General features: G+C 70.3%; 16 protein-coding genes. 13 read left to right on the forward strand and 3 right to left on the reverse strand.

Translation table 11 applies throughout. The annotated features are described in order from the left end of the window. The first annotated feature begins 52 nt into the window (after nucleotides 1-52). The 8 genes from hemL (at nucleotide 53) to OG429_RS22150 (ending at nucleotide 8306) form a co-directional block, all read left to right on the forward strand. Nucleotides 53-1375: a glutamate-1-semialdehyde 2,1-aminomutase gene (hemL, locus tag OG429_RS22115; protein WP_328927027.1), complete on the forward strand. Its 1323-nt coding sequence runs from the start codon at nucleotides 53-55 to the stop codon at nucleotides 1373-1375. Next, nucleotides 1372-2052: a histidine phosphatase family protein gene (locus OG429_RS22120; RefSeq protein ID WP_328927028.1), complete on the forward strand. Its 681-nt coding sequence runs from the start codon at nucleotides 1372-1374 to the stop codon at nucleotides 2050-2052. The genes hemL and OG429_RS22120 overlap by 4 nt, the downstream gene beginning before the upstream one ends. A gap of 165 nt (nucleotides 2053-2217) precedes the next feature. Continuing rightward, nucleotides 2218-3465, forward strand: coding sequence for a hypothetical protein (locus OG429_RS22125; RefSeq protein WP_328927029.1), 1248 nt, complete (start codon nucleotides 2218-2220; stop codon nucleotides 3463-3465). A gap of 66 nt (nucleotides 3466-3531) precedes the next feature. Continuing rightward, on the forward strand, nucleotides 3532-4173 hold the full coding sequence (locus OG429_RS22130; protein ID WP_328927030.1) for a TlpA family protein disulfide reductase: 642 nt from the start codon (nucleotides 3532-3534) through the stop codon (nucleotides 4171-4173). Between the two features lie 4 nt (nucleotides 4174-4177). Continuing rightward, nucleotides 4178-4951, forward strand: a complete 774-nt coding sequence (locus OG429_RS22135; protein WP_328927031.1) for a cytochrome c biogenesis CcdA family protein — start codon at nucleotides 4178-4180, stop codon at nucleotides 4949-4951. Nucleotides 4952-4964: 13 nt separating this feature from the next. After that, nucleotides 4965-6680 carry a cytochrome c biogenesis protein ResB gene (resB, locus tag OG429_RS22140; RefSeq protein WP_328927032.1) on the forward strand — a complete coding sequence of 572 codons (1716 nt, stop codon included), beginning with the start codon at nucleotides 4965-4967 and terminating at the stop codon, nucleotides 6678-6680. Further along, nucleotides 6677-7753: a c-type cytochrome biogenesis protein CcsB gene (ccsB, locus tag OG429_RS22145; RefSeq protein WP_328927033.1), complete on the forward strand. Its 1077-nt coding sequence runs from the start codon at nucleotides 6677-6679 to the stop codon at nucleotides 7751-7753. Before resB ends, ccsB begins: the two co-directional genes overlap by 4 nt. A gap of 25 nt (nucleotides 7754-7778) precedes the next feature. Further along, nucleotides 7779-8306, forward strand: coding sequence for an SRPBCC domain-containing protein (locus tag OG429_RS22150; protein WP_328927034.1), 528 nt, complete (start codon nucleotides 7779-7781; stop codon nucleotides 8304-8306). A 29-nt stretch (nucleotides 8307-8335) separates the two neighbouring features. Here OG429_RS22150 and OG429_RS22155 read toward each other — a convergent pair whose 3' ends face one another. Continuing rightward, complete coding sequence (locus tag OG429_RS22155; RefSeq protein ID WP_328927035.1) at nucleotides 8336-8800, reverse strand: MarR family winged helix-turn-helix transcriptional regulator; 465 nt, start codon at nucleotides 8798-8800, stop codon at nucleotides 8336-8338. Nucleotides 8801-8889: 89 nt separating this feature from the next. On the opposite strand from OG429_RS22155, the gene OG429_RS22160 reads away from it, so the two are divergent. After that, nucleotides 8890-9258, forward strand: a complete 369-nt coding sequence (locus OG429_RS22160; protein WP_328927036.1) for a cupin domain-containing protein — start codon at nucleotides 8890-8892, stop codon at nucleotides 9256-9258. 19 nt (nucleotides 9259-9277) lie between these two features. On the opposite strand, the gene OG429_RS22165 is transcribed toward OG429_RS22160, so the two are convergent. After that, the gene (locus OG429_RS22165; protein WP_328927037.1) at nucleotides 9278-9580 is read right to left on the reverse strand and encodes a PLD nuclease N-terminal domain-containing protein; all 303 of its coding nucleotides are present in this window, start codon (nucleotides 9578-9580) and stop codon (nucleotides 9278-9280) included. A gap of 90 nt (nucleotides 9581-9670) precedes the next feature. On the opposite strand from OG429_RS22165, the gene OG429_RS22170 reads away from it, so the two are divergent. The 4 genes from OG429_RS22170 to mqnP are packed head-to-tail and all read left to right on the forward strand — an operon-like array spanning nucleotide 9671 to nucleotide 12913. After that, a complete protein-coding gene (locus OG429_RS22170; RefSeq protein ID WP_328927038.1) occupies nucleotides 9671-11125 on the forward strand; it encodes a menaquinone biosynthesis decarboxylase in 1455 nt (484 codons plus the stop codon). Then, entirely contained in the window at nucleotides 11122-11592 is a 471-nt protein-coding gene (locus OG429_RS22175) for a hypothetical protein (RefSeq protein WP_328927039.1), read from the forward strand. Before OG429_RS22170 ends, OG429_RS22175 begins: the two co-directional genes overlap by 4 nt. Continuing rightward, complete coding sequence (locus tag OG429_RS22180) at nucleotides 11589-11993, forward strand: hypothetical protein (RefSeq protein WP_328927040.1); 405 nt, start codon at nucleotides 11589-11591, stop codon at nucleotides 11991-11993. The genes OG429_RS22175 and OG429_RS22180 overlap by 4 nt, the downstream gene beginning before the upstream one ends. Continuing rightward, nucleotides 11990-12913 carry a menaquinone biosynthesis prenyltransferase MqnP gene (gene mqnP, locus OG429_RS22185; RefSeq protein WP_405679032.1) on the forward strand — a complete coding sequence of 308 codons (924 nt, stop codon included), beginning with the start codon at nucleotides 11990-11992 and terminating at the stop codon, nucleotides 12911-12913. Before OG429_RS22180 ends, mqnP begins: the two co-directional genes overlap by 4 nt. Here mqnP and OG429_RS22190 read toward each other — a convergent pair. Further along, nucleotides 12910-13518: a rhomboid family intramembrane serine protease gene (locus OG429_RS22190; protein ID WP_405679030.1), complete on the reverse strand. Its 609-nt coding sequence runs from the start codon at nucleotides 13516-13518 to the stop codon at nucleotides 12910-12912. The genes mqnP and OG429_RS22190 overlap by 4 nt on opposite strands. Nucleotides 13519-13548 lie beyond the last annotated feature (30 nt).

The raw sequence follows: 13548 nt of genomic DNA on the forward strand, positions 1-13548 counted from the left end.
GCGGCGGCGCGGTGAAACGCCCGTCCGCAAGTCTGTCGCGGCCTCTGAGACCATGGCTGGTGTGAGCTACCCGTACCCGTATGAAGCCCCAGTTTCGCAGACGCTCTTCGAGCGCGCCTCCCTCGTGACCCCCGGCGGCGTGAACTCTCCGGTGCGCGCCTTCCGAGCCGTGGGCGGTACGCCCCGGTTCATGGTGTCCGGCACCGGTCCGTACCTCACCGACGCCGACGGCCGGGAGTACGTCGACCTCGTGTGCTCGTGGGGGCCGATGATCCTCGGCCACTCCCACCCCGAGGTGATCGAGGCCGTCCAGGCGGCCGTCGCCCGTGGTACCTCCTTCGGTACGCCCGGTGAGGGCGAGGTCGCGCTCGCCGAGGAGATCGTCGCGCGCGTCGCCCCCGTCGAGCAGGTGCGGCTCGTGTCCTCCGGGACGGAGGCCACGATGTCGGCGATCCGCCTGGCGCGCGGCTTCACCGGCCGGGCCAAGGTCGTGAAGTTCGCCGGTTGCTACCACGGCCATGTGGACGCGCTGCTGGCCGCCGCCGGTTCCGGGCTCGCGACCTTCGCGCTGCCGGACACGCCCGGTGTCACGGGCGCGCAGGCCGGCGACACGATCGTCCTGCCCTACAACGACCTCGACGCGGTCCGGGCAGCCTTCGCCGCGCACCCCGGCGAGATCGCCTGCGTGATCACCGAGGCCGCGCCCGGCAACATGGGCGTCGTGACCCCGGCCGAGGGCTTCAACCAGGGTCTCGCGGACCTGTGCCGCGAGAACGGCGCCCTGTACATCTCCGACGAGGTCATGACGGGCTTCCGTACCAGCCGCGCCGGCTGGTACGGCGTCGACGGGGTCAAGCCGGACCTGATGACCTTCGGCAAGGTCATGGGCGGCGGCTTCCCGGCGGCTGCCTTCGGCGGCCGCGCGGACGTCATGGGGTACCTGGCTCCGGCCGGCCCGGTCTACCAGGCGGGCACGCTCTCCGGTAACCCGATCGCCACCGCCGCGGGCCTCGCGCAGCTGCGCCTGCTGGACGCGGCCGCGTACGAGAAGGTCGACGCGGTCTCGAAGGAGATCCAGGGCCTGGTCACCGCGGCGCTCGCCAAGGAGGGCGTGGCGCACCGGCTGCAGACCGCGTCCAACATGTTCTCCGTCTTCTTCACCGAGGACGAGGTCCGCAACTACGACGACGCCAAGAAGCAGGAGTCCTTCCGCTTCAACGGCTTCTTCCACTCGATGCTGGCGCAGGGCGTCTACCTGCCGCCGTCCGCCTTCGAGTCCTGGTTCGTGTCCACCGCCCACGACGAGCGGGCGGTCGAGCGGATCGCGGCCGCCCTGCCGGCCGCCGCCCGGGCCGCCGCGGAGGCCACCGCATGAGCAGCAGCGAGATCACCGTCGTCCACCTGGTGCGCCACGGGGAGGTGCACAACCCGGACGGGGTCCTCTACGGGCGCCGGGACGGCTATCACCTGTCCGAGCTGGGTCGGCAGATGGCCGACCGGGTCGCCGAGCACCTGGAGAACCGGGACATCGCCTACGTCGTGTCCTCGCCGCTGGAGCGGGCGCAGGAGACGGCCGCGCCGATCGCCAAGATCCACGGTCTGGACCTGGCCACGGACCGGCGGCTCCTGGAGGCGGAGAACGTCTTCGAGGGCAAGACCTTCGGCGTCGGCGACGGCGCGCTGCGCAAGCCCGGCAACTGGAAGCACCTGACGAACCCGTTCAAGCCCTCCTGGGGCGAGCCGTACGTCGAGCAGGTGGTCCGGATGATGAGCGCGCTGGAGGCCGCGCGCGACGCGGCCCGCGGCCACGAGGCGGTGGCGGTCAGCCACCAGCTGCCGATCTGGATCGTGCGCAGCTTCGCGGAGAAGCGGCGGCTGTGGCACGACCCGCGGCGCCGCCAGTGCACGCTCGCCTCGATGACGTCCTTCACGTTCCAGGGCGACCAGCTGGTGTCCGTGGGCTACAGCGAGCCGGCCCGGGATCTGGTGCCGGCGCATCTGCTGGCCGGGGCGAAGCCGGTGAAGGGCAAGTCCAAGGCCTTCGGCGCGTGAGGTGCGAGCCGCTCCTGATGATCCACAATCTGTGACGATCCGTTACAGATTTGCCTAAATAAATACAAGACGCGCGGGAATCACCGTGTCAGCGCACAAGCTCAGGCTAATTGTCCGTTTATATGACGGAACATGAGCTTTGGGATCTGACGACGGGACGGTGGCATGCGCGACTTCAGTCGAAGGGGAATGCTCGGACTCGGACTCGGTGCCGCGGCCACCGCCGCGGCCGCGGTCGGCATCGCCGGCTGCGGCCTGGGCGGTGGCGGCAGCAAGGCCGAGCTGGGCAAGCCCGGGCCGGTCAAGAACCCTAAGCCGGGGGAGGGGCCGCCGGCCAGGCCCATTGGTGACGGCTCCACCGCCGACACCGGTCCGCAGCCCAACCAGCCCGCCAAGGCCGTGCCCCTCCAGCCGGGCGAGACCCCGCCGCAGTTCGTCGTGTTCAGCTGGGACGGCGCGGGGGAGGTCGGAAACGGCCTCTTCCCCCGCTTCCTCAAGCTCGCCAAGGACCACGGCGCGGCCATGACCTTCTTCCTCTCCGGCCTCTACCTGCTGCCCGAGTCGAAGAAGGGCCTCTACCGGCCGCCGAACAACCCCGTCGGCGCCTCGGACATCGGCTACCTCAAGGACGAGAACGTCCGCTCCACCCTCGGTCACGTCCGCCAGGCGTGGCTCGACGGGCACGAGATAGGCACTCACTTCAACGGCCACTTCTGCGGCGGCTCCGGCTCGGTCGGCAGGTGGACCCCGGACGACTGGCAGAGCGAGATCGACCAGGCCGTGTCCTTCGTCACCAACTGGCGCACGAACACCGGCTTCACCGACCTCGAACCCCTGCCCTTCGACTACCGCAAGGAACTGACCGGAGCCCGCACCCCGTGCCTGCTCGGCCAGGACAGCCTGCTGGCGACCGCCCAGAAGCTGGGCTGGCGCTACGACTCCAGCTCGCCCGGCGGTCTGCAGGTCTGGCCGGTGAAGAGGTCGGGCGTCTGGGACCTGCCGCTGCAGTCCCTGCCCTTCCCCGGGCATTCCTTCGAGGTGCTCTCGATGGACTACAACATCCTCGCCAACCAGTCGAAGAACACCACCAGGGGCGTGCCCGCCAACTACCCGGGCTGGCGCACCCAGGCCACCGCCACCTACCTCGGCGGCTTCCGGCGGGCCTACGAGACCAACCGCGCGCCCCTCTTCATCGGCAACCACTTCGAGGAGTGGAACGGCGGCATCTACATGGACGCCGTCGAGGAGGCACTCAAGGGCATGGCGGACAAAAGGGATGTACGCCTCGTATCCTTCCGACAGTTCACCGACTGGCTGGACGTCCAGGACCCCAAGGTGCTCGCCAAGCTCCGCGCCCTCGGCCCCGGCCAGTCGCCCGGCGTCGGCTGGGCGGCGTACCTCACCGCCGCCTGACCAGGGCGTCGACACCCCGCCGGGGGGTGCGGTAGATCCACAAATTGCTCATGCGAAACTTTTCACATGAGCCTCAGCCGCGCCCGTGCCAGTCGAAACAGCCGCCGCTCGACCAGCGGCCGTGCCACCCTGCTGACCGCGGTGACCGTCGCGGGCGTCATGACCCTGACGTCCTGCGGCGGCTCGGACGACGGCGGCAAGGCCACCGGCTCCGGTGGCAACTACGTCACCGGCCCGAGCGGCATCGCCACGGTGGCCAAGGGGGAGCGGGACGAGGCCCCGAAGCTCGACGGCGGGACCGTCGACGGCAAGACCTTCGACACCGCCACCCTCAAGGGCAAGGTCGTCGTCCTCAACGTCTGGGGCTCGTGGTGCCCGCCGTGCCGCGCCGAGGCCCCCGGCTTCGCGAAGGTCTCCAAGGAGCTGGCCGACGCCGGCAAGGACGTCGCCTTCGTCGGCATCAACACCCGTGACACCAGCATGCAGAACGCGACCTCGTTCGAGGAGGACTTCGGGATCGCCTACCCGAGCCTCTACGACCCCGCCGGGAAGCTGATGCTCCGCTTCCCCAAGGGCACCCTCAACCCGAATGCGATCCCCTCCACGATCATCCTCGACAAGGAGGGCAAGATCGCCGCCCGCACCCTGGCCCCGGTGGGCGAGGAGCAACTCCGCTCGATGATCGACCCGATCCTCGCGGAGCAGTGACCCCGTGGTCGAGTACGCACTCGCCGCCGAGGCGACCGGCGTGAACACCACGGTCCTGAGCGGGGCGCTGCTGCTGGCGCTGCCCATCTCGGTCCTCGCCGGAATGGTCTCCTTCTTCTCGCCCTGCGTGCTCCCGCTGGTCCCCGGCTACCTCTCCTACGTGACCGGCGTCAGCGGCGCCGACCTCGCCGAGGCCCGGCGCGGGCGGATGCTGGCGGGCGCGCTCCTGTTCATCGCCGGCTTCACCACCGTCTTCGTCTCCACCGGAGCGCTCTTCGGCTACTTCGGCGAGACCCTCCGGGAGAACAACGAGATCATCTCCCGGGTCCTGGGCGGCCTGGTGATCGTCCTGGGTCTCTTCTTCATGGGCGCGATCCCGGGTCTGACGATGCGGGAGTTCCGCTTCCACAAGAAGCCGACGGCAGGTCTGATAGGCGCCCCGATGCTGGGCGTGCTCTTCGGCGTCGGCTGGACCCCCTGCATGGGCCCGACCCTCGCGGCCGTCACCACGCTCTCCCTCGACCAGGCGAGCGCCGGCCGGGGCGCGCTGCTGACCGTCGCCTACTGCCTCGGACTCGGCCTGCCGTTCATCCTCACCGCGATCGCCTTCCGCAAGGCGCTCGGCGCATTCGGATGGGTGAAGAAGCACTATGCGTGGGTGATGCGCATCGGCGGAGGCATGCTGATCCTGACCGGTCTGCTGCTCGTCACAGGAATGTGGGCCAGCATCGTCAGCGACATGCAGAGCTGGACCCAACGCTTCACGGTGGGGATCTGAGGACTAAACGGACATGAGTACGACCGACAACGCGTCCACCGAGGCGCCGCGCTCCGAAGACCCCGCCGAGCCCGAGCTCGGCGCGGCCGGCGCCCAGCTCTCCACCGCCCCGCTGGAGGACAGCCCCACCGGGCCGGCCGTCGGCATCGGGGTGATCGGCTGGGCCCGCTGGTTCTGGCGGCAGCTGACCTCCATGCGAGTGGCGCTGATCCTGCTCTTCATGCTGTCCCTGGGCGCGATCCCGGGCTCCCTCATCCCGCAGACCAACGTCGACGCGATGAAGGTCGCCGTCTGGAAGCGGGACAACCCGTCCTGGGTGGGCGTCGCCGAGAAGCTCCAGCTCTTCGACGTCTACAGCTCGGTGTGGTTCTCCGCGATCTACCTGCTGCTGTTCATCTCGCTGATCGGCTGCATCCTGCCGCGCTCCTGGCAGTTCGTGGGCCAGCTCCGCGGCCGGCCGCCGGCCGCCCCCAAGCGCCTGGACCGGCTGCCCGTGTACACGACGTGGCGCACGGACAAGTCCCCGGACGAGGTGCTCTCGTACGCGGGGACGGTGCTCGGCGGGCGGCGCTTCCGCACCGAGGCGGGCGGCGGGAACTCCGTCGCCGCGGAGAAGGGCTACCTGCGCGAGGCCGGCAATCTGGCCTTCCACGTGGCGCTGATCGTGATGCTGGTGGCCTTCGCCTGGGGCCAGTACTTCAAGTCCGAGGGCGGCAAGCTCGTCCTGCGCGGCAGCGGCTTCTCGAACACGCTCACCCAGTACGACGACTTCAAGTACGGCACCCTCTTCGACCCCGACGACCTGCCGCCCTTCTCGTTCACCCTGGACAGGTTCGACGCGACGTACGAGAAGAGCGGCCCGCAGCGGGGCACCCCGCGCGACTTCAAGGCGTACGTCACCTTCAGCGAGGGCGCGGCCGGCAAGCCGCAGAAGCGCGAGATCCAGGTCAACGAGCCCCTTCAGGTCGACGGCTCCAAGGTCTACCTGCTCGGGCACGGATACGCACCGGTCATCTCGGTGACCGACCCCGCCGGCAAGGTGATCTTCAAGGACGCCGTGCCGATGCTCCCCCAGGACGGCAACCTCACCTCCACCGGAGCCGTCAAGGTCACCGACGGCTACAAGGACAAGGACGGCAAGAAGGAGCAGCTCGGCTTCAACGCCGTCTTCGTCCCGACCTTCGCCGGCGAGGGCCAGGGCGTGATGTTCTCGCAGTTCCCGGAGCTGGGTAATCCGCGGCTCATGCTCAGCGCCTGGCACGGCAGCCTCGGCGTCGACTCGGGTCTGCCGCAGAACGTGTACCAGCTGGACACCGCAAAGATGCAGTCGTTCAAGGACGAGTCGGGCCAGCTGTTCAAGCAGAAGCTGGCGACCGGCGAGTCGATGGTCCTGCCGAACGGCGCGGGCACCGTGAAGTTCGAGGGCATCGAGCGGTGGGCCACCTTCTCCGTCACCCACCAGCCCGGCAGCGGCCTCGCCCTCGCGGGCGCGATCGCCGCCATCGCGGGCCTGGCCGGGTCGCTGTTCATCCAGCGCCGCCGGGTCTGGGTGCGCGCGGTGCGCGGCGAGGACGGTGTCACCGTCGTCGAGATGGCCGGCCTCGGCCGCAGCGAGTCCACCCGGCTCCCGGAGGAGCTGGCCGAGCTCGCCGCCACCCTGCACGAGCAGGCGCCGACCGCGACGCCCGCCGAACCTGTCGAAGAAACCCCCGAAGGAGAGCGCGGATGACGCCGCTCGCTGCCGCAGCCAACGAGAACCTGGCTCAGATCAGCAACTACCTGGTCTATTCGTCGATGGCGGTCTACATGCTCGCCTTCTTCGCGCACATCGCCGAGTGGACCTTCGGCAGCCGCAGCAAGGTGGCCCGTACGGCCGCCGCGCTGACCGCCGCCGCACCCGCACCCGCCGTGCGGGTCCGCAGCAAGGGGGGCGGTACAGCCGTCCTCGACAAACCGCAGGTCGTCACCCGCTCCGCCGCGGGCACGCGCGACGTGCCCGACGGCCCGGGCGCCGCGGGCGGCACCGAGCAGGGTGACCTGTACGGGCGGATCGCGGTCTCGCTGACCGCGCTCGCCTTCCTCATCGAGGCGGCCGGCGTCGTCGCCCGGGCGATGTCGGTGCAGCGGGCCCCCTGGGGCAACATGTACGAGTTCTCGATCACCTTCTCCACGGTGGCCGTCGGCGCGTACCTGGTGCTCCTCGCGCTGAAGAAGAACGTCCGCTGGCTCGGCCTGATCCTGGTCACCACCGTCCTGCTGGACCTCGGCATCGCCGTGACCTGGCTCTACACCGACAGTGACCAGCTGGTCCCGGCCCTGCACTCGTACTGGCTGTGGATCCACGTCTCCACCGCGATCTTCTGCGGCGCCGTCTTCTACATCGGCGCGGCCGGAGCGGTCCTGTACCTCTTCCGCGACTCCTACGAGGCCAAGATCGCGGGCGGCGGCAAGCCGGGCCGGTTCGCCTCCTCCGTGCTGGAGCGGCTGCCCTCGGCGAGCTCGCTCGACAAGTTCTCGTACCGCATCAACGCGGCCGTCTTCCCGCTGTGGACCTTCACGATCATCGCGGGCGCGATCTGGGCGGGCGACGCCTGGGGCCGCTACTGGGGCTGGGACCCCAAGGAGGTCTGGTCCTTCGTGACGTGGGTGGCGTACGCCTGCTACCTGCACGCCCGCGCCACCGCCGGCTGGAAGGGCCGCAAGGCCGCGTACCTCGCGCTCTTCGCCTTCGCCTGCTGGATCTGGAACTACTACGGCGTGAACATCCTGCTCAGCGGCAAGCACTCGTACGCGGGCGTCTGACCGGCGGGAGTGGGACGCTGGTGTCATGCCTCCTGTGAGCCATGGCACCAGCGAGAGCCCCGGCGGCGGCCGCCTGCGGATCCGCTTCGAGCTGCACCTCCCGTACGCGTACGAGCAGCTGTGGCCCGCCCTGACCACGTCGGACGGGCTGCGCGGCTGGCTGGCCGAGGCGGAGGTCCTGGAGCGCAGGCTCGGCGGGGAGGTCACGATGCACCGGCTGGGCAGCCCGACGATGGAGACCGGCCGCGTCACGGCCTGGGACGTCGAGCGGGTCGTGGAGTACACGCTGGGCGGGGACGAGCGGATCCGTTTCCACCTGGAACCGGTGGGGACGGACTCGACCGTCATCCGGTTCGTGAACGAGCGCCGCGTGGACGACCGGGCCGGGGCGGACGAGGCCGAGGCCGACCGCCTGGACTGGCTCGCGGTCTGGCACGACCACTTCGAACTGCTGGAGTCCGCGCTCGCAGGGCAGCCGGTCGACTGGGTCCTGTGGACGGGCGCGCGCCGGGGCGAGCTGTGCGAGGACTACGCGGCCCTGTCCAGGACGTAGGCGCTCACCCGCTCACCCAGCTCGCCCGCTCACCACACCGGCCGCAGGGCCGGCAGTTCCGCGTCCCCGTTGAGGGTGCGCACGACGCGCCAGAGCTCGCCGCGCAGGGCGGGGAGATCGGCGCTGCGGCCGAGTTCGTCCTCCAGCTGGTGCAGGATGCGGCCCGCGACGGCCAGGTGGTCGACGGCCGCCGGGGTCAGCACGACCAGCTTGCGGCGGCCGCCCTCGGGGTGCGGCTCGCGGCGGACGTAGCCGCGCTTCTCCAGGTCGTCCACGAGCTGGCCGGCGGCCTGTTTCGTCACTCCGAGCCGCTCGGCGAGCTCGGAAGCGGTGGCTCCGGGGCCTTTGAGTACCTGGAAGGCCATCCCGTGCTGGGGCCGCAGGTCGGCGTATCCGGCCTCGGCCACCCGCCGCGTGAACTCGCCCAGCAGCAGCTGGAAGCCCAGGCCGAGCAGGAAGGCCAGCTCGACACCCTCGTCTTCGTCTCCGGTCACGGAAACATGGTGACACACATGAGTCAATCTGCTTTACTCATGACAAGTAAAGCTCCTTGACTCGCAGATCGTGAGGAACCGCCTTGCACGTGATCGCCACGTCTCCCGAGCACGTCACCGTCTCTCCGAACGCCACCATGACCGGCCTGGCCGCCCCCAGCCGGGGCAGCGCCGAACTCAGCACCTGGCACGTCGACATGCCCGTCGGCGCGACCGGCCCCGAGCACTCCGTCAGCCGCGAGCAGATCTGGACGCTCACGGCCGGATCGCTGGAGATCACCTGGGACGGTGGCCGCACCGAGAAGGTCACCGCGGGCCAGACCCTGGTCCTGCCCCCGGACGTACTCCGCCGGATCCACGCCACCGAGTCCTTCGAGGCCTACGTCGCCATGCGCGCGGACGGCGTGGCCTCGGTCCCGGGCACCGAGGGCACCCGCGTCCTGCCCTGGGCGCAGTGAACGGCCGACCTGGTCCGGGCTAGTCCTTGTCCTTGCCGGTGTCCTTCTTCTTCTCCTGCTCGTCGCGCAGCGACTTCAGGAACTCCGGGTTGTCGTCGGGCGCGACCCACTGTGCCCGGCGCGCCCGGCCGCCGCCGACCGCGGAGCGCTTCTTGCCCGCGGCCAGCCACACCACCGGCCCGACGATGGAGAAGAGCAGGATGATGATCACCCACACCACCTTGGGCAGGTGCTTGACCTCTTCCTCCGGCGTGTTCAGGCAGTCGATGAAGGCGTAGATGGTCAGCGCGAGGATCAGCAGGAACGGCAGATAGCGCAGCACGGTGTGGGACCGACTCCCGGGCAGTGGCGGCGGGCCCGCAGCGGGCCCCGGTGACAGATCCAGGGTAGTTGGTGACGGATACTGGCCCCTATGGCTTACGACGATCTCCGCTCGCTGCTCCGGGCTCTGGAGCGGGAGGGCGACCTCAAGCGCATCAAGGCCGAAGTCGACCCGTACCTGGAGGTCGGGGAGATCGTCGACAGAGTGAACAAGGCGGGGGGTCCGGCCCTCCTCTTCGAGAACGTCAAGGGCTCGGCGATGCCGCTGGCCATGAACGTCTTCGGCACCGACCGCCGCCTCCTGAAGGCCCTCGGCCTGAAGTCCTACGGCGAGATCAGCGAGAAGATCGGCGGCCTGCTCAAGCCGGAGCTGCCCCAGGGCTTCATCGGCGTCCGCGAGGCCTTCGGCAAGCTCGGCTCGATGGTCCACGTGCCGCCGAAGAAGATCAAGGGCGAGGCCCCGGTCCAGGAGGTCGTCCTCACCGGCGACGACGTGGACCTCGACCAGCTGCCGGCGCTCTTCACCTGGCCCAAGGACGGCGGCTCCTTCTTCAACCTCGGCCTCACCCACACCAAGCACCCCGAGACCGGCGTGCGCAACCTCGGCCTCTACCGCCTCCAGCGCCACGACAAGCGCACCATCGGCATGCACTGGCAGATCCACAAGGACAGCCGCAACCACTACGCGGTCGCCGCCAAGCGCGGTGAGCGGCTGCCGGTCGCGATCGCCTTCGGCTGCCCGCCCGCGGTGACGTACGCGTCCACCGCGCCGCTGCCCGGCGACATCGACGAGTACCTCTTCGCCGGCTTCGTCGCGGGCAAGCGGATCGAGATGGTCGACTGCAAGACCGTGCCGCTCCAGGTCCCGGCCAACGCGGAGGTCGTGATCGAGGGCTGGCTGGAGCCGGGCGAGACGCTCCCGGAGGGCCCCTTCGGCGACCACACCGGCTTCTACACCCCGCAGGAGCCGTTCCCCGCGCTGAAGATCGACTGCGTGACGATGCGCAGGCGCCCGCTGCTCCAGTCGATCGTGGTCGGCCGGCCGCCGACCGAGGACGGGCCGCTGGGCCGCGCGACGGAGCGCTTCTTCCTCCCGCTGCTCAAGATCATCGTGCCGGACATCGTGGACTACCACCTGCCCGAGTCGGGCGGCTTCCACAACTGCGCGATCGTCTCGATCGACAAGAAGTACCCCAAGCACGCGCAGAAGGTCATGCACGCCATCTGGGGCGCGCACATGATGTCGCTGACCAAGCTGATCATCGTGGTGGACGCCGACTGCGACGTCCACGACCTGCACGAGGTGTCGTGGCGGGCGCTCGGCAACACGGACTACTCCCGCGACCTGACGGTCGTGGAGGGCCCGGTGGACCACCTGGACCACGCCTCGTACCAGCAGTTCTGGGGCGGCAAGGCGGGCATCGACGCCACCAAGAAGCTCCCCGAGGAGGGCTACACCCGCGACGGCGGCTGGCCCGACATGGTCGAGTCGGACCCGGCGACGGCGGCCCTGGTGGACCGCCGCTGGAAGGAGTACGGACTGTGAGTACCGCAATGGGTGGCCCGGCGCTGTTCATCGGCGGCGACACGACGTTCGTGCTCCTCGTGCGCCCGGAGCTCGATCCGGCGGACCCGGGCGTCCGGGCGGCCGCCGAGCAGGCGGGCGTCTCGCCCGAGGAGTTCGCGGGCCCCGGCGACGTGTGGGCCCTGGTGGTGGACGACACCTTCGAGGCCGATGGCGGCTTCGAGCTGCCCGGCCTGCGCGATGCCGAGGCCGACCACTTCGCGGAGCAGCTGCACACCGCCCTGGGCACCGGGGAGCCGTTCACCGTCGAGGCCGGGCCGGTCCTGCGGCTCGACGCCCGCCCGGCAGCCGGCGAGGCCTATACCTTCACGGCGTACGTCACTCCGCCCGAGCCCGAGGGGGCGCCCACGGTCTCCCTGGAGATCGGCCCCCTGCCCCTGGCCACGCTCCTGGCCGACCTCGAAGACTTCCGCCGGAGCCTGGCGTGACCCCGAGACTGCGGATCGGTGGCGACGAGGTCTGGGTCGCGCTCACCGCTCCCGAGCAGCCGTCCGACGGCTGGCGGGTCACCGCCGACTGGGGCAGTGAGTTCACCGCGGACTTCGAGGCGTACGTGGAGGCCGAGGAGGTCTCCGCCTTCGCCGAGCTCCTGCTGGCCCGCACTGGCGCCGCCGAACCCGAGGCCTTCCGGGCCGAGGTGAGCGAGGGCCGCGGCAACCCACTGAGGCTGGCCGTCATACCGGTGGACGGCGGGGAGGCCCTCGCCTTCGTGGTCCGGCTGACCCCGATGGGGCACGACGAGACCAATCACCTCGACATGGAGATAGGGCCGGTTCCGCTCGACGGGCTGAGGGCCGAACTCGAACAGTTCCGGAAGGACCTCGCATGATGACCACCGCCGACGGAGTGGTCGGGCCCGGCCCTTCGCCCGAGGCCGGCAACAAGGTCAAGGCCTTCCTGCGGCTCGTGATGATCGAGCACTCGGTCTTCGCGCTGCCCTTCGCCTACATCGCCGCGCTCACCGCGATGTTCCAGCTCGACCGGGACGTGCACTGGGGCAGGCTGCTGCTCGTCACGACCTGCATGGTGGGCCTGCGGACCTTCGCGATGGCCGCCAACCGGATCATCGACCGCGAGATCGACTCCCGCAACCCGCGCACCGCGGGCCGCGAGCTGGTCACCGGCGCGGTCTCCGTCCGCTCCGCGTGGACCGGGGCCGGGATCGCGCTCGCCGTCTTCCTCGGCTCGGCGGCGCTCCTGAACCCGCTCTGCCTGGCGCTGGCGCCCGTCGCGGTGGTCCCCATGGTGGTGTACCCGTACGGCAAGCGGTTCACGAACTTCCCGCACGCCATCCTGGGCCTGGCCCAGGCGATCGGCCCGGTCGGGGCCTGGCTGGCGGTCACCGGCGAGTGGTCCTGGGACGCGGTGATCCTGGGGCTCGCGGTGGGCGTGTGGATCGGCGGCTTCGACCTGATCTTCGGCTCCCAGGACGTGGCCGCGGACCGCACGGAGGGCGTCAAGTCCGTCCCGGCCCGCTTCGGCGTCCCGGCCGCCCTCTGGGGGGCCCGCGGCGCGCACGTCGTGACCACGGCCCTGCTGGTCTGGTACGCCCTCGCCACGGACGCGGGCGTCCTGTTCTGGTCGGGCCTGGCGATCGTCGCCTGTGCCTTCTGCTACGAGCACACCATCGTGAAGCCGCACGACCTGTCCCGCCTGAACCGCGCCTTCTTCACGGTCAACGGCTTCATCGGCATCGCCCTCTTCGTGTGCGCCCTGCTCGACCTCGTGGGCCGCGGTCTGACCTTCTAGACCAACTGGCCCCGGGCCGCCGGACGGACCGGGCGGCGGAAGAACAGGGCCGTCAGGACGCCCACCGCGAGGCCGCAGAGGTGGCCCTGCCAGCTGACCGCGGTGTCCGTCGGCAGGACGCCGAGGAGGAACGAGCCGCCCCAGATCGCGGCGATCACCACGCCCACCGCGATGCCGAGGGCCTTGCGCTCGACGAAGCCGCGGACCACGAGGTAGCCGAAGAGGCCGAAGACCAGGCCCGAGGCGCCGGCGGTGTTGGCGTGCGAGGGGGCGATCAGCCAGATGCCGATCCCGTCCCCGAGGATGACGATGGCGCAGACGGCCAGGAAGTGGCGTATGCCGCTGAGCGCGGCGACGAAGCCGAAGATCAGCAGGGCGACGCTGTTGGCCGCCACGTGCGCGAAGCCGAAGTGCAGGAACGGGGCGGTGAGGATGCCGCTGAGTCCATCGACGCTGCGCGCGGTGATCCCGTACGGGTCCAGGGCGTGGCCGGTGGCGAAATCGACGGCCTCGATCAGCCACAGGAGGGCCACCCAGCCGAGCATCAGCTTGGCCGCGGCCTTCGCGCGGCCGGTCTGCGTCCAGGTGTCCTGAGCCGTGCTCACCGTCGTCCCCTTCGTCGTGCGTCCCACCCC

The organism is Streptomyces sp. NBC_00190 (assembly GCF_036203305.1).
In the GTDB taxonomy this organism is placed as follows: Bacteria; Actinomycetota; Actinomycetes; order Streptomycetales; family Streptomycetaceae; genus Streptomyces.